Source organism: Niveispirillum sp. FG148, assembly GCF_057809655.1.
The window spans coordinates 400498-416813 of record NZ_JBMDKJ010000001.1 but is presented as its reverse complement, the minus strand read 5'-3'; the positions used below and the strand labels follow the sequence as shown (position 1 = coordinate 416813).

The 16316-nt window shown below is 65.6% G+C and carries 12 protein-coding genes; 2 read left to right on the top strand and 10 right to left on the bottom strand.

The window, feature by feature from the left end; translation table 11 throughout:
• Positions 1–60: 60 nt before the first annotated feature.
• The 4 genes from ACODTW_RS01810 to ACODTW_RS01795 all read right to left on the bottom strand — a co-directional run bounded on the left by ACODTW_RS01810 (position 61) and on the right by ACODTW_RS01795 (position 4284).
• Positions 61–2016 carry an amidohydrolase gene (locus ACODTW_RS01810; RefSeq protein WP_488944160.1) on the bottom strand — a complete coding sequence of 652 codons (1956 nt, stop codon included), beginning with the start codon at positions 2014–2016 and terminating at the stop codon, positions 61–63.
• On the bottom strand, positions 2013–2261 hold the full coding sequence (locus ACODTW_RS01805; protein WP_488944159.1) for a DUF1427 family protein: 249 nt from the start codon (positions 2259–2261) through the stop codon (positions 2013–2015). Before ACODTW_RS01805 ends, ACODTW_RS01810 begins: the two co-directional genes overlap by 4 nt.
• A 279-nt stretch (positions 2262–2540) precedes the next feature.
• On the bottom strand, positions 2541–3197 hold the full coding sequence (locus tag ACODTW_RS01800; protein WP_488944158.1) for a hydrolase: 657 nt from the start codon (positions 3195–3197) through the stop codon (positions 2541–2543).
• A gap of 193 nt (positions 3198–3390) precedes the next feature.
• Positions 3391–4284 carry a LysR family transcriptional regulator gene (locus tag ACODTW_RS01795; RefSeq protein WP_488944157.1) on the bottom strand — a complete coding sequence of 298 codons (894 nt, stop codon included), beginning with the start codon at positions 4282–4284 and terminating at the stop codon, positions 3391–3393.
• 98 nt (positions 4285–4382) lie between these two features.
• Between ACODTW_RS01795 and ACODTW_RS01790 the strand changes: the two genes are divergently transcribed.
• On the top strand, positions 4383–5579 hold the full coding sequence (locus tag ACODTW_RS01790) for an MFS transporter (protein WP_488944156.1): 1197 nt from the start codon (positions 4383–4385) through the stop codon (positions 5577–5579).
• On the opposite strand, the gene ACODTW_RS01785 is transcribed toward ACODTW_RS01790, so the two are convergent.
• Both ACODTW_RS01785 and ACODTW_RS01780 read right to left on the bottom strand, forming a co-directional pair.
• Positions 5580–6062, bottom strand: a complete 483-nt coding sequence (locus tag ACODTW_RS01785) for an Lrp/AsnC family transcriptional regulator (RefSeq protein WP_488944155.1) — start codon at positions 6060–6062, stop codon at positions 5580–5582.
• 91 nt (positions 6063–6153) lie between these two features.
• Positions 6154–6807, bottom strand: a complete 654-nt coding sequence (locus tag ACODTW_RS01780) for a YitT family protein (RefSeq protein WP_488944154.1) — start codon at positions 6805–6807, stop codon at positions 6154–6156.
• 368 nt (positions 6808–7175) lie between these two features.
• Here ACODTW_RS01780 and ACODTW_RS01775 point away from each other — a divergent pair, with 368 nt between their 5' ends.
• Complete coding sequence (locus tag ACODTW_RS01775) at positions 7176–8480, top strand: APC family permease (protein WP_488944153.1); 1305 nt, start codon at positions 7176–7178, stop codon at positions 8478–8480.
• A 264-nt stretch (positions 8481–8744) separates the two neighbouring features.
• On the opposite strand, the gene ACODTW_RS01770 is transcribed toward ACODTW_RS01775, so the two are convergent.
• The 4 genes from ACODTW_RS01770 to ACODTW_RS01755 form a co-directional block, all read right to left on the bottom strand.
• Positions 8745–10856, bottom strand: coding sequence for an amidohydrolase family protein (locus tag ACODTW_RS01770; protein ID WP_488944152.1), 2112 nt, complete (start codon positions 10854–10856; stop codon positions 8745–8747).
• On the bottom strand, positions 10853–11815 hold the full coding sequence (locus ACODTW_RS01765; RefSeq protein WP_488944151.1) for an ornithine cyclodeaminase family protein: 963 nt from the start codon (positions 11813–11815) through the stop codon (positions 10853–10855). The genes ACODTW_RS01770 and ACODTW_RS01765 overlap by 4 nt, the downstream gene beginning before the upstream one ends.
• Before the next feature lie 14 nt (positions 11816–11829).
• Positions 11830–14790: a TonB-dependent receptor domain-containing protein gene (locus tag ACODTW_RS01760; protein WP_488944150.1), complete on the bottom strand. Its 2961-nt coding sequence runs from the start codon at positions 14788–14790 to the stop codon at positions 11830–11832.
• A gap of 171 nt (positions 14791–14961) precedes the next feature.
• Positions 14962–16131 carry a pyridoxal phosphate-dependent aminotransferase gene (locus ACODTW_RS01755; protein ID WP_488944149.1) on the bottom strand — a complete coding sequence of 390 codons (1170 nt, stop codon included), beginning with the start codon at positions 16129–16131 and terminating at the stop codon, positions 14962–14964.
• Positions 16132–16316 lie beyond the last annotated feature (185 nt).

Genomic DNA, 16316 nt, shown 5'->3' with positions numbered 1-16316 from the left:
GGCCCCTGGACCCCCGCTTCCGCGGGGGAGGCAGGAAGGAAGACCGCCGACCCATCGGCACTACACCGCCCAGCAGCCACAGCCGAACGCGCCCCAGAACCCGGCCTCGTCCGCCACGGGGGCACGGTTGGCATAGGCAGCAGCGTGATCATGCCCATGCACGGCACAGGAGGCGGCACAGCCGCACAGCGATCCCATCTTCAACAGCTTGCCATCCTTGTCGCGCGCCGGCTGCCAATAGCCGCCAAAGGTGGCAACGGGCGACCAGTCGGGCATGGGCTTGGGCAGGGCCGGGGCCAGGGTGCCGAAATCGCCCGACCCGTGCACCACCTTGCCGCCCAGCAGGGTCAGGACGGACGTGATATGGGCGATCTCGCTTTCCGCCACGCTGAAATAATCGTCCGACAGCACGATCAGGTCGGCCAGCTGCCCCGCCTTGATCTGCCCCTTCTTGCCCTGTTCGTTGGAGAACCAGGTATTGGCCTCCGTCCACAGGCGCAGGGCCGTTTCCCGGTCCAGCCGATTGGCGGACGGGTACAGGCTGGTGCCGCCCACTGTCTTGCCCGTCACCAGCCAGGACAGCGACACCCAGGGGTTATAGCTGGCGACGCGCGTGGCATCAGTGCCGGCACCCACAGGGATACCCGATGCCAGCATCTTCGCGATGGGCGGCGTCGCCTCGGCCGCCTTGGCGCCATAGCGTTCGGTGAAATATTCGCCCTGATAGGCCATGCGATGCTGCACGGCGATGCCGCCGCCCAGAGCGGCAATCCGGTCGATATTGCGCTGATCGATGGTTTCGGCATGATCGAAGAACCAGTGCAGCCCGTCAAAGGGCACGTCGCGGTTCACCTTCTCGAACACGTCCAGGGCGCGGGTGATCGTCTCGTTATAGGTGGCGTGCAGGCGCCAGGGCCAGCGGTTCTCCACCAAGAGCCGCACCACCGGTTCCAGATCGCCTTCCATGTTGGGCGGCATTTCCGGCCGTTCCACGCGGAAATCCTCAAAATCGGCGGCGGAATAGACCAGCATCTCGCCGGCACCATTATGGCGATAGGTATCGTCGCCGTGACCTGGCTTCACTTGGCTGGACCACCCGGCGAAATCGGCCAGTTCCTGCTTCGGCTTCTGCGTGAACAGGTTGTAGGAGATGCGCAGCGTCAGCTCGCCATCGGCATGCAGCTTCTCGATGATCTGGTAATCGTCGGGATAATTCTGGAAACCGCCGCCGGCATCAATGACGCCGGTGACGCCCAGCCGGTTCATTTCCCGCATGAAATGGCGGGTGGAATTGATCTGGTATTCGGGCGCCAGTTTCGGCCCCCTGGCCAGGGTAGAATAAAGGATCGTGGCGTTGGGCTTGGCCAGCAGCAGGCCCGTCGGCTCCCCATTCTGGTCGCGCACAATCTCCCCGCCCGGCGGGTTGGGCGTGTCGCGCGTATAGCCGACGGCGCGCAGCGCCGCCCGGTTCAGCAGGGCGCGGTCATAAAGATGCAGAATGAAGACGGGCGTGTCGGGGGCCGCGGCGTTCAGTTCGTCCAGCGTCGGCAGGCGCTTTTCCACGAACTGATGTTCGGTAAAGCCGCCGACGACGCGCACCCATTGCGGCGGCGGCGTCACCTCCGCCTGGCGCTTCAGCATGGCCATGGCGTCGGCCAGCGTGGGCACCCCGTCCCAGCGCAGTTCCATGTTATAGTTCAGGCCGCCACGGATGATGTGCATATGGCTGTCGATCAGGCCGGGGACGACGCGGCGTCCCTTCGCGTCGATCAGCCGCGCATCCGGGGCCGCCGCCGCGCGCACCTCGGCTTCCGTGCCCACGGCCAGGATACGGCCATCGCGGATGGCGACGGCCTGGGCCTGCGGGTTGGCGCGGTCCAGCGTGGTGACCTTGGCATTGGTCAGGATCAGGTCGGTAGCGCCCGGCATGGCAGCTCTCCCAGGGTCGGCAAGGAACGGGGTCATGAACAGGGAAGCGGCCCCCTTCAGGGTGCCGCGGCGGGTCAGGTCGCTCATGTCTTGCGACTTTCATCGCCGGGCAGGCGACCCAGCACATGTTCGACACAGCCCGTGCGCAAATAGGCGGTCACCGCCTCCCCCGCAAAGACGCGCTTGGCCAGCGGCACCACCTGTTCGCCCAGAAGGATGCCCAGCAGCCCGATCAGGGCGATGGCGGGCGGGGCCGGCGACCGCACGTTCAGCAGGCTGTAGATCACCCCGACCAACAGGCCGGCAGCCAGGGACAGCAGATAGGGCTTCATGGTGGCTCCTGTGGTTGGGGGGGGGGGGCAAGGTCGCCGCAAAGACCCGCCGGGAACAAGGGATGGCGGATCACATAATAATGCCTCCCCCGCGAAAGCGGGGGTCCAGGGGCCACAAGGACCAACGCTTCGGTGCCCTTGGCCCCTGGACCCCCGCTTTCGCGGGGGAGGCAGCACGGGTGCTATGCTCTCGAAGCGCGGATGGACGGAGACGTATATGGAATCCTGAAACGAAAGTTCCGAAAACGGCGAAATCGCCGCTTTCGGAACCCAGCGTCGTTAATGCCCTTCCGACGCGCCGAACATCGACTTGGCATAGATGATGCCCAGGCCATAGGCGCCGCCGAACTTCTTGGCGATGCCGGTGGTCAGTTCATAGGTCTCGCCACGGGCCCAGTCGCGCTGCAGTTCCAGCATGTACTGCAATGCCGTCATCGGGCGGGCACCGGCCTGGACCATGCGTTCCACCGCGCGTTCATGCGCTTCGGTCGATACGTCGCCGCAGGCATCGGTGATGACATAGACCTCATAACCCTGGGCCAGCGCCGACAGGGTGGGGCCGACGATGCAGACCGACGTCCACAGGCCCGCGAAGACCAGACGGTCCTTGCCGATGCGGTTCACCTCGTCGATGACGGCCGCGTCTTCCCAGGTGTTCATCGACGTGCGGTCCAGCAGCTTCTGCCCCGGGAACGGCGCCGTGATCTCCGTGAACATCGGGCCGGAGAAGCTCTTTTCCGCCACCGTGGTCAGGATGGTGGAAACGCCGAAGCCGGCGGCCGCATGGGCGACCAGGGCGGCATTGTTGCGCAGTTCGACCGCGTCGATCGACTTGGTGGCAAAGGCCATCTGCGACTGGAAATCGATCAGGATCAGCGTGTGATCCTTGGGCGACAGCAGCAGCGGGCCGGGGGTCGGGGTCGCGACGATGGACATGGGCAATAGATCCTTCTGCCAGGGCACGACCGGGCATTACCAAAACCGTGCCGGCCTGATTTGGGAGGGGGGAAGCGGGGTATGGATGCCGGACAGGACGTTGCCTGCCCGAAAACGATCCTAGTCCGGTGTTTCCGCCTTGGCTTGCCTGGAATAAGGTCTTTTAGAACTTTTAACCCACAAAACCGATAGATCAGGCCGATATGACCAGACCCGCCAGCGCCTGCTGAACGGCGGCAATGAACAGACGCACCTTGGGCGGGACCAGCCGGGCCGTGGGGGTGATGGCCCAGATGGCGATGGGCTCCACAGCCGCATCCGTCAGGTTCAGCGGCACCAGCAGCCCATCGGCCACGGCGCGGGCTGCGTTCCAATCGGCCATGCAGCCGATGCCCACCCCCGCGACGCAGGCCGTATAGAGCGTTTCGATGGCATTGGTCGTCACGCGCCCGGCCACATGATGGCGCATCGGCCGGTCATCGACGATCAAATCCCAATAAGGATTGCCAGACAGGACCAGGCAATCATGCCCCTCCATGTCCGCCAGGCTTTGCGGCTGGCCCCTTGCCGCCAGATAGGCGGGGGCGGCGTAGAGGTGCCGGGGACTGTCGGCCAGGCGGCGGGCCACCAGACTGTTATCCAGCGGCTTGCCGATGCGGATGGCCAGATCCACCCCATCGGCCGCGATATCGACGCGATGGTCCGTGATCAGCAGATCCAGCTTCAAGGCCGGATTGGCCGCCAGGAATGCCGGCAGCAAGGGCGCCACCACCTTGCGGGCAAAGGCGCTGGAGGTGGTGACGCGCAGCAGGCCCGATGCGCCCAGCGCTTCCGGCCGCACGGCGGCGCGGGCCGCATTCTCCCCTTCCAGCATCGCCCGGGCATGGGGCAGGAACGCCTCCCCCGCCGTGGTCAGGGACAAGGCCCGCGTCGTGCGGTGAACCAGCCGCACACCCAGTTCCGCCTCCAGCGCCGACAGACGACGCGACGCGGCCATGGGCGCCAGACCCAGACGGCGCGCCGCGGCGGCCAGACTGCCGGCCGTCACCGCCGCCACCAGCACTTCCACATCGTCCAGGTCGATCATATCGATTTTCGATAGGCTGCCATATCAACCTTACCGACTATCATCAAAACGCGATCCAATCCATCTTCACGCCCATGTTCCCATGTGGAGTGATGGTGATGGATACCCAATCGGTGGCCGCCGCGACGGCCGACACGGTTCCCCAGGATCGGGGGCTGCACCGGGGCCTGACCTTTTCGATGGCGGCGGCGGCCGGTGTGGCCGTGGCCAGCATCTATTATAACCAGCCCATGCTGGGCCTGATCGGCCGCGATCTGGACAGCCCGCTGACCAGCCTGATCCCGACGGCGACACAGTTGGGCTATGCCGCCGGCCTGTTCCTGCTGGTGCCGCTGGCCGATATGGTGGAACGGCGGGGGCTGATCATCGCCACCTTCACCCTGCTGGCCGTCGCCATGGCGGCCGCCGCAGTGGCCCCCACGGCCGGGGCCTTGCTGGCGGCGTCGCTGCTGATCGGGCTGTTCAGCACGGTGGCGCAGCAGGTGGTGCCGTTCGCGGCCCATCTGGCCCCGCCGGCCCGGCGCGGTGCCGTCGTCGGCACCGTCATGTCGGGCCTGCTGGCTGGCATCCTGCTCAGTCGCACAGTGGCGGGGTTCGTTGCCAGCCATGGCGGCTGGCGCGCCATGTTCTGGCTGGCCGTGCCCGTGGTGATGGCGATGGCCGGCTGGATGGCGCTGCGTCTGCCGCGGCATCGGGCGGATGCGGGTCTGCGCTACACCCATGCGCTGCGCTCTCTGGCCCATCTGTGGCGGGAATTCCCGACCCTGCGCGTGGCGGCCTTCACCCAGGCCCTGCTGTTCGCTTCCTTCAGTGCCTTCTGGACCATCCTGGCCCTGCGCCTGCAACAGCCTGATCTGGGCCTGGGTGCGGATGCGGCGGGCCTGTTCGGGGTGCTGGGCGTGGTCGGCATCTTCGCCGCGCCCCTGTCCGGCCGCATCGCCGACAAACGCGGGCCGCAGGTGATGGTGCGCATCGGTGCGGCGCTGACCCTGCTGTCCTGGCTGGTCTTCGGCCTGTGGCAGAGTGTTGCCGGGCTGGTGGTGGGCGTCGTCATCCTGGATCTGGCCGTGCAGGCGGCCCTGATTTCCAACCAGCATATCGTCTATGCCCTGCGGCCCCAGGCCCGCGCCCGGCTGAACACCCTGTTCATGGGCAGCATGTTCCTGGGCGGGGCCGCCGGTTCGGCCGGCGCCATGCAGATCTGGCAGGCCGGCGGCGGCTGGGCCGGGGTCAGCCTGCTGGCGGGGTTGCTGTCGGCACTGGCCCTGCTGGTGCAGATGCGGCGGCAGGCCTGATCACAGCGCCAGCGACCCGCGCAGAGGCAGGGCTGTGGTGTATTTCAGTTCCTTCAGGGTCACCGTGGACTGCACATCCACCACGCCCGGCAGCTTCAAGACCACATTGAAGATGAAGTCCTGATACCATGACATGGAGATGGCATCGACCTTGATCATGATGTCCATCTCCCCGAAAATCGTATAGCATTCAAGGATCTGCGGGGTCAGTTCGATGGTGCGGATGAACTGGGCCCGCTGTTCCTCCGTCAGGGTCGACATCTTGATCACCGCGAAGATGATCATGCTGGGCCCCAGCTTCTCCCGGTTCAGCAGGGCCACCTGCCCGCGGATAAAGCCTTCCTCCTTCAGCCGCTGCAGGCGGCGCCAGCAAGGCGATTGCGACAGGCCGACCTTGTCCGCCAGTTCACCCGTGGACAGTGACGCGTCCTTCTGCAACTGCTCCAGAATGCGGATATCCGCCGCCGACAATTCTTCCGACATTGCATCCCCCCTGCTGTGCAGGAACGATAATCGCCGGCTTCACGGAACAGCAACAGGATGTTGATCGGGGCAATGCAGATTGGGGGAATTTTTATGCTGTCTGCTGCCGATCCGGGGATAAGGGAACCTGATCGGCACTGCGCCCCACATAACGGTCGGGCCGATGGTTCATGGCGATGATCATGTTGGCAATGACAGCGCCCAGCACCGACAGGGCCAGATGGTCGATGGGCAGCACGAAGCAGGCGGCCAGCAGGATCATCCCGTCCCAGGCCAGCTGCACATAGCCCGCCTGGATACCGACATGTTCCTGGATATAAAGCGCCAGGATATTGACCCCGCCCAGCCCGATGCGATGCCGGAACAGGACAAGCAGCCCCGTCCCGATCAGGGCCCCGCCCATCAGCGCCGCGAAAAGCGGGTTCAGATTGGCAAACCCGACCCAGTCCGACATCCAGCGCGTCAGGACCGAGACGATACAGACGGCGACGAAGGTGCGCACGGCAAAGGCCGCCCCCATGCGCTTCCAGGCCAGGACATAAAAGGGCAGGTTCAGGACGAAGAACAGCAGCCAGAACCCCGCCCCCGTCACATATTGCAGCAGCAGCGCCAGCCCGGCCATGCTGCCCACCAGCAGCATCGACTGTGCATAAATCACGGTGCCGAAGGACGTCAGCAGCGTGCCCAGTGCCAGGGCGGCGGCATCTTCGTAAAGACGATGCGGTGTCAGGTTTGTCGGTGCCATGAAATCCCCCTCCCCGGCGCGAATGGTCCGCGCCGGTGTCCCGTCCCCTCCCATATCCACTTTTTGCCATCCTATCATTGATGCACCGCAATGGGCTGCCGGATATGCCGTCAGAAGGACGATCAAAAGCGCATATCACCCAGAAACTGTCCGATCCGGGCATTTCCCACCCACCCGCCCCATTTCACCGGCAGGAATGACATCACCGCGATCAGGCAGCACGCAGGCGTTCCGCGCATAGCGATTTCCCGATCCGGCATATTCCGGCACAAAACCGTCGGCGCCCTGCCCTATCCTGCCAGGATGAACCGGGCAGCCCGCCGGGACCGGTTATTTGTTCCCTTCAGACGCTTTGCCGAGGATGCATCATGCCCCAGCCCACCCCCCACGCCCCTGCGGAATTGCGCAAGGGCATCGATCTCTGGGGTGTCGTGGCATTGGGGCTGGGCTCGGCCGTGGGGGTGGCCATCTTCTCCGCCATGGGGCCGGCGGCGGCGCTGGCAGGGCCGGCCATGCTGCTGTCGGTGCTGGTGGGGGCGCTGCCGGTCTTTCTGATCGCCATTTCCTATGCCTTCCTGGGATCGACCCTGCCGGTGTCCGGCGCCTCCTATGAATGGCCGGCGCGGTTCGTCCATCCCAAGATCGCCTTTGCCATCACCTGGTTGCGGCTGGTCGCCAATATGGGGGCCATGGTGGTGCTGGCCCTGGTGCTGGTGCGCTATGTCTCCATGATCGTGCCCTTGCCAACCAAGCCCACCATGCTGGGCCTGTTCACGCTGGCCCTGCTGGCGAACCTGTTCGGCGTGCATATCGCGGCGCGTGCGCAGAAGGTGCTGATGGCGGCCGTGCTGGTGCTGTTCGCAGTCTTCATCGTCTGGGGGGCGGGCACGGCTGTGGACACAAGCCATCTGACGCCCTTCGTGCCTCATGGCTGGATGGCCGTGCTGGCCGCCGCCCCTGTCCTGACCGGCCTGTTCGCCGGGATCGAAGCGGCGACAGAGGCCGGGGACGAGGTGGAGAACAGCCGCCGCAACATCCCACTTGGCATCGCTCTCTCCATCGGATCGGCCACCCTGCTCTATCTGGGCGTGGCCTTCGTGGCGCTGGGGGTGCTGGGCTCGGACGCGCTGGGCGGCAGCGACGCGCCGATCCTGGAAGCGGCACAGCGTTTCATGGGCCCGGCAGCGGTACCGCTGATCGTGGCGGCGGCCGTGGCCTCCATCGGCAAGTCCCTGAACGGCCTGTTCATGCTGTTCAGCCGCAGCCTGTTCGCCATGGCGCGGGCCGGTGTGCTGCCGGCTGTGCTGGCCCGCGTGCATCCGACCTGGAAGACACCCTACATGGCTCTGTTCGCGGTCTATGGGCTGGGCTGTGTCGGCCTGCTGTTGCCCATGGAACTGACCTTCCTGTTCCTGGCCGTGAACATCCCCAATCTGGTGAAGTACGCCACCATCTGCCTGGCCGCCGCCCGCGTCACCCGCCACCATCCCGATCTTTATGACAGGGCCGGGTTCAAACTGCCCAAGACGCAACAGGTGGCCGTCGCCGCACTTGGGGCTGTCAGCGCCCTGGTGCTGATCGTGGTGGGGTTCGAGGCCGACTGGCGCCCCTATGCCATGCTGGCCGTGTGGGGCGTGGTGGGGGCCGGGTATTACGTGGCGACGCGGCGGTGAAGGGGGAGGGACAGCTAAATTCCAATAAGTTAGTTCAAGACAACCCTCTCTTCCCGTCACCCCGGCGAAGGCCGGGGTCCAGGACAGAGCGGCGTCTGCCGCGACAAGACTCATACCGGCGCTGACCGCGCCTTTTGCTGGACCCCGGCCTTCGCCGGGGTGACGGTTGAAGGGACGGAAAACGACGTGCCCACAGCTTATCTTAGCGCCTATAGGCCACAGCATGGGTGGCGGTCGTGAGAACCATTTGGATTCTATTCCCCCCTAAAACCCCACCCCATATTCCCCTGCATGGTCGTGCCGGCCCGCACGCCCTTCCTCCGCCTTGCGCAGAGGCGCGTCGGGCAGGATCACCGCCGGCGGAGCGGCAAAAGGCTTGATGCCGACCGCATCCAGGATTTCGGCCGGGTAATAGACGGTCCCATCCTTCACCACCATGCGAATGCGCCGGATGGCGCCCAGGTCGGCCAGCGGGTCGCCATCGATCAGCAGGAAATCGGCCAGCTTGCCCTTGGCGATGCTGCCCAGTTGCTGATCGCGCTTCAGATATTGTTCCGGCCCCAAGGTGCCCAGGCGCAGCACGTCGGCCACCGGAATGCCGGCCTTGGCATAGAGTTCCAGTTCCCGGTGCAGGGACAGGCCCGTATGGTCGTCCGTGCCCGGCAGCAGCCGGATGCCCTTGTCATGGAACAGCTTCAGCAGCTCCAGCACCTTGGCATAGCCGGCGCGGTAGGCGGCGTCATCGTCGGACCCCTTGATGGGGGCGATGGCGTTCATGCGCCGGCGCTGCAACCCGATGGGCAGATGGTCGATATAGTCGGCCACGCAGGGACAGGCCACGCCGTTCCGGCTCAACATCAGCAATTCCAGGGTCACAGCCGTGGGGTCGTGGGCGATGTTGCCCGCCAGCATGGCCTTCAGCGTCTTCTGCACCGCCGGCCCGTTCAGGTCCAGCCCGCCCGTACGGGTCATGGCCGTCAGGCGCAGCGGCGTGCGCGTATCCTCCTCCGGCTTCAACACCCAGCCCAGCATGACCTGATTGATATGGGTGACCTCGTCATAGCCGGCGGCGATCATGGCGTCGGCATTGGTGAAGGCGGGGATATGGCCTGTCACGCCCAGGCCCAACCGGTGCGCCTCCGCCGCCAGGGCCGGGACCCAGGCCGGGTTCATGGAGTTGTAGATCTTGATCTGGGTATAGCCGCGCGCCGCGTACCAGCGCACAGCCTCCAGCCCCGCCGCCTCGCTGTCGACGACAAAGCCGTTGCGGGCGGAAAAGGGGCTGCGCCCTTCGATGAAGCCGTTGCGCACGATGCGCGGGCCCGCCACCTGCCCCTCGTCGATCTGCCGCGTCAGGGTCAGCAGCACATCATTGCTGTTGCCCATGTCGCGCACGGTCGTCACCCCGGCCGCGATATAGAGAAGGGCCGATTGCAGACTGACATGGGCATGCATGTCGTGCAGTCCCGGCAGAAGGGTACCGCCCGCCCCATCGACCAGCACCTCCCCCGGTGTGGCCGGGCTGTCCAGCGGTTCCACGGCACTGATCTTGGTGCCAAAGGTGACGACGGAGACGGGAGCGGACAGGGTGCCCGTCTCCGGCTGGAAGACACGGACATTGCGGATGCGCACCGGCTGGTCGAAACGGTGGGCCAGACGGCGCTGCAAATCGACATAACGGTCGGCCTCGATCCGTTCGGCGGCATGGCGCAGGCTGTCGGCCGCCGCCTCCTGCCCCTCGCGCACCACCACTTCACCGGCAGAGATTTGCGCGAACAGGCTGCCATCACGGTCCAGCAGCACGATGGCCGGTTCCAGATCAATGCCCTTGATCAGATAGGCATCATAGCTTTTCGCACCCTTGCCTTCCCCCGCCTGCACCTTGCCGACGGGTTCCAGCTGCAATTCCCCCGCCGGCAGGGCCGGCAGCCGCCGGTCCTTGTCCTTCAGCAAGGCGCGGGCATAGGCGCCCAGCGCCCAGGGGCTGGCATATTGCCCGACATAGACATGGCCGGCGGCGGGGCCGGTGCCGCTGCCCATGCTGTCGGTCCAGGCGGCATCGCCGCCTGTCTCCGCAAACCGTTCCGACACGGCACTGCCGAACAGCGATGATCCGTCCAGCGCCCAGGTGACGGGCAGCCCCGTGGCCCGGTCCAGCAGCAGCTTTTCGGCCATGGTCGGGCCACGGCCGTTATTCTTGACGTCATAGCGGATCTCAACGCGGTCACCCTCGACCTGCGCCTCCACGAACCCGACCTTCTCCCCACCGGCGATGACACTCAGGCGCTCGGTCTTCGCCAGGGCCAGGGGAGCGAACAGCAGGCCGGCGATCATGGTGCCAGCCAACAGGCCGCAGCGCAGGGGGGACGCGATCATGATGTCCGCAGGCTCCGATATAGATATTTGACGGCGGCCAGATCCTGAACGGAATGGCCCAGCGATTTGTAAAGGGTGATGTCGTCCGGGCCCCGGCGACCGGGCACCTGGCCCAGCAGCACTTCCCCGATCTCCGCCACGATATGGTCGTCGCCCACCAGGCCGGCCTGTCTGGCCGCCAGGAATTCCGCCCCGGCCAGCAGGACATTGGCCCGGCTGTCGGCGATATAGCGGCTGCGGCGGACCAGTTCGCCATCCACCTCCACCGGGCCGGGCACGCTGGACCCGACGAGATTGACATGCACCCCCGGCCGCAGCCAGTCACCGAACAGCACGGGTTGGCTGGCACCGGTCAGGGTGCAGATGACATCGGCCGCCGCCACGGCGGCCGGCAGATCCTCGACCGCCGCCACGGGATATCCCTGGGCGGCGGCCTGCGCTGCCACCGCGTCCGCCTTGGCCGCATCCCGACCCCAGACCAGCACCCGCTGGAACGGCCGCACCAGGGTCAGCGCCTTCAGGTGCGACCAGACCTGTCCGCCCGTGCCCAGCAGCAACAGGGTCCGGGCGTCGGGCCGTGCCAGGGCATCGGTGGCCACGGCCGTGGCGGCGGCGGTGCGGATATGGGTGACGGCCTCCGCATCGGCGACGCAGACCGGCCGCCCGTCCACGGGATCAAACAGGATGACCAGACCGCGATGCCGGCGCACGCCCGGCCGGTCCGGTTCGGGAAAGACGCTGATCAGCTTGGCGCCGAACAGGTCGTCATCACCCAGCGCACCCGCCATCTGCCCGAACAGCCGCCCACGCCCCATATCGATGATGGCGCGGGGAAGCTGTTTCGTAGTGCCGGCCGACAGGGCCGCCATGGCCTCACGGACGGCCTGGATACAGCCGGGATAATCCAGCCCCGCCTCCACGGCGGGACCATCCAGGGTGACCAGTCCATCCATGGCCATGACGCCGCCTGCCTTTACCAGAGGGTGACCTTCGCGCCGAAGAAGAAGCTGCGGCCAATAATGTCGTACTGCCCCTGATAACCCAGCGGGTACGACGGTTCACGATCAAAGACGTTGGTGACGCCGGCGCGCACCGTCACCGTCTCATTGATGGCGTAGCTGCCCGTCAGATCGTGGCGGAAATAATCGCCCACGCCCAGGATGTCGCGGTCCTCGCTGGTGTAGGTGACATTGTACTTGGCCGCACTCAGGTAATTGGTCGTCCAGGCCAGGTTCAGGCTGTCATTGCTGTACCCGACCGTGAAGCGGCCACGCCATTTCGGGTTGCCATATTCGCCATTGCTGCTGTCCAGGTCATAGCCCAAACCGGAAACGGAGGTTTCCAGCTTGTTGGTATACTGGACCATGGCGTTCAGGCTGATATCGCCCGGAACGGCGGTGACGCCCACATCGTCCAGCGCGAAATGGTAATCACCCGTCAGGGTCAGCGCCTCGAAATTGGTGAAGCCGGCATTCACATAGCCCAGACGGGCGTCGATCACCTGCCCCGCACTGTCGCGGGTGAAGCGCGAACAGATGGCCGCATCCGGGTTCGGGCTGTCATAGCAGGTGGAGAAGATGGCCGACAGATCGAAGGTCGTGATGGCGTCCTTGATCTTGATATCCACCCAGTCGGCGGTCAGGGTCAGGTTGGGCACGAAGTCCGGGGTGATGACGGTACCCACGGTCCAGCTATCGGCCACTTCCGGCTTCAGCCCCGCATTGCCGCCATTGGTAACGGCGCGCGGCACATTGCTGATCAACGACGTGAAACTGTCGCCCGCCTTCAGCCCCAACTGGGTGTAAAGCGCCTGACAATTGGCCGCGCGCACCTTCGGATTGTTGCCACCATTCACATAGCGGCTGTCGCACGGGTCCTGGCCCGATGCGGAGATGCTGGATTGCGGCAGATACAGTTCCAGCACCGATGGCGAGCGGAAGGTGCGGCTGTTGGACCCGCGGAACATCAGGTCCGACGTGACCTGCCAGCGTTCGCCGATGCTCCAGGCCTTGTTGGACCCGGACAGCGAATGGTCGACATAGCGCAGTGAGCCTTCGACCTCGAAGCTGCGGACCAGCGGGATGTCCATGTCGCGGCTGACCAGCGGCAGCAGCGCCTCGCCATAAAGCTCGTCCGTGTCATACGACCCCTTGGCCGGAATGACCGCCACGTCACGGCCCACGCCCAGACGGGAGGCGTCATTGGGATCGAACTTCGACTTCTCGTACCGGTGTTCATAGCCCAGGGCCACGCGCAGGTCGCCACCCGGCAGGGTCAGGACGCCACCGCCGACATTCAGCGTGCCGACCGCCTGATCCAGATCGTAATCCTGGCGGAATTCAGTATTCACATAATCACGCGCTGCCTGGCTGGGCGCGCCATAACCGAACAGGTTCAACGGCTTGCAGGTGCTGATATCGGCATTGGCGGAACCGGGATTGTCGCGGGTGACGCGGCAGACCACATTGCCGGCACTGTCCTTTACGGCATCGACCGCATAGGTGAAGCGGGTCTGGTTCACCTTCACTGCGCTGTAATAGCCGCCCGTGTGACCATAGACGCCGCTGGCGTTCCAGAAGAATTCCTTCTCGCCGACATCAAAGGTACCGTCCAGGCCCAGCACGGCGCGCTGGGTATTGGACTTGGCGACGATCTTGGCGTCGTCGGGCAGCACATCGTCCAGCGCACGCGACAGGTAGAAGCTGGTTCGGTTCTGCGCCGCCAGCACCTGACGCGCCTGATCGGACAGGAAGCCGTTTTCCGTGGTGATGCGCAGGGCAGCCGACGACCCGCTTTGCAGCGTCGTGTTGAACTCCCCCTGATTGGCGGGTTCAGAGGCATCGACCCACGAAGCCGACCCTTCGAAGCTCAGCTTCACCCGGTCGGTCAGGTCATAATGGCCGTTCAGATAGGCGACATCGCGCTGCACAGGCGACACCAGCGCCGTGACCTGTGCCAGGCTGTAGCCATCGCCGCCCGACGCATAGGCATAGGTGTAATAGGTGCCGACATTATAGGGCACGATATTGCCATTGGCGTCGAACTGGGCGCGCACGCGCTTGGTCGGGTCGGCCGGGTTGGGCACGGTCAGGGCCAGGGCCGGCACCGGCGCCGGGGCCGTGAACAGCACGCCGTTGCGGTTGAATTCCGACAAACGATGGTCATTGATGGTGATGGCGGCGGGAATACCGTCCGTGGTCGTCTTGTTGGCGGCATTGCCCGGCGTCGCCGTGGCCCGCGCCGTGGCCGGCCGATCGGTGGCCAGCAGGCCGCGTTCCTTCGACCGTTCATAGGCGAAGGTGATGTTGCCGCGATCGCTGTCGAAATTGCTGCCGACCAGGGCGGATACGCGATAGGTCTGATGGTCGCCGCGGTCGCTGACGCCACCCTGCGTGTCGATCTCCGCCCCTTCGAAATTATCCTTCAGGATCAGGTTGACCACGCCGGCAATGGCGTCAGAGCCATAGACGGAGGCACCCGTGGCCTGCACCGTCTCCACCCGCTTGATCAGGGCGGCGGGGATATTGTTCAGGTCGACCTGATTGCCGGGATTGGCGCCATTGGTGGACAGCGGGTTGGACGACACATAGCGCCGGCCATTGACCAGGGTCAGCGTGCGCTGGGAACCCAGGTTGAACATATTGATATAATTGCGGCCGACGCTGTTGGACTTCTGGTCGCCGCGACCCGTGTCCGACAGGCCCACCGACGGCAGTTCATTGATGGCATCCGCCGCCGTCTGAAAGCCGCGCTGGTCGATCACCGACCCGTCCAGCGCCTGCACGGGCTGGCTGGTGGTCAGTTCCGGGCGCGCGATGCGTGAGCCGGTGACCACGATCTCCTCCAGCTGCTGGGTCTGCGCCTGCGCGGCGACCGCCCCCAGGGCCAGCGTGGAAATACCCGTCAGCAGGGCCAGCCTGATCTTCATGTTCATGTCCAAAGTCCCCCTTCGAAGCTCCGTGCGGTCGTTCCCTTGTGGCGTGGGAACGGTTCTGCGTTGTTTCCAGGCTGGCACGGGTCAACGGGAATAGACGTGTCCGTTTATCGCGCCAACCCGGTATGGTTGGATTGGTTTCGGCCGTCATCCGGGCCGTGACGGCATAGATTATGCGCGGGCTGGCGCGCCCCCCTCAGACCGTTCCCCCCGCAGCAGGGCGTGCAGCCGGCCCAGCCCCCGGTCCAGCGTCGCGGCATCGCCGCCGAACCCGATGCGCAGATGCCGTCCGTCGCCGAAAAGCTCCCCCGGCACGGGCAGCACGCCCGCCGCCTGCCACAGCCTGTCGGCCACGGCACGCCCCGACAGGGGGACGGTCAGGCGCGGGAAATAAATGCAGCCCCGGGTCGGCACCGCGCCCTCGATCAGCCCGTCCTGGCGCATGGCCTCCACATGCGACAGCAGGACGGGGCGGGTCCGGCGCAGAATGGCCTGCCAATGCGCATCAAAGGCGGCACTGCTGGACAGCACCTCCGCCGCGACGGCATGGGCCAGCTTCGACACGCCCAGATCACGATGGGTATGGTGCGTGCGCAGCCGCGCGATCAGCCCTTCATCCCCCGCCACCCAGCCGCATTTCAGGCTGAACAGGCCATACAGCTTGGTCAGGCTGTTGACCGTGACGATGTGCGGGGCCAGCGCGGCGGCACAGGCGCCGGGATCGGCGAAGCCGCGATAGACCTCGTCCACGATCAGCATGGCCCCATATCGGCCGGCCATGTCCGCAATCTGCCGCATGCGGTCGTCGGACAGCGGCTGGCCCGACGGGTTGTGCAGGTTGGTCAGCAACAGCAGGCGGGCACCCGCCTTGAACCCGGCCTCGATCTGGTCCAGGTCGACATCATAGTCGGGATGGCGGCGGTCGATGAAATCGACCACGCCCCCCGCCTTGCGCACCAGCAGCGGCAGGATGTCGAAGCAGGGCCGTTCCACCAGCACCCTCGCCCCCGGCAGCACCAGCATGTCCAGCAGCAGATCCAGCCCGCTGATGGCACCCGTCGTCGTCATCACCATGCCGTCGCGCAGGCCATAGCGGGCGGCGATGGCGGCAATCAGTTGCGGATTGCCGGACCCGAATACGCTGACAAACCGGTCGCGCAGCCGCCCGTCCAGCCCGTCCTTCAGCACGGCCGACAGCGGTCCCGTCGGTTCCGCGATGGTGCTGTCGAAAAGGGCCACGGCGTCCGGCCGGCCGCGCAGGCGCCGGGCCGCGTCGATGGACCAGTCCGTATATGTCTGCCCGTCGGACGATCCCGCGGCGCATCCCTTGGCGAAAACCAACCTTTTCCCCTCCGGTTCGGCGGATAGATCCGCCACCTGACTTCTCGATTGACGACAAGCCTAGGGGAAGGAAGGTGATTAATTTTGCCTCAGTTTCAGGCGCGGACGGCACGCCGCGCCCGGAAATTACCCGCAAAGGCGGGATCGGCGGCATGATCCTGTCGGGGGCGGGAAGCGAAATTTAT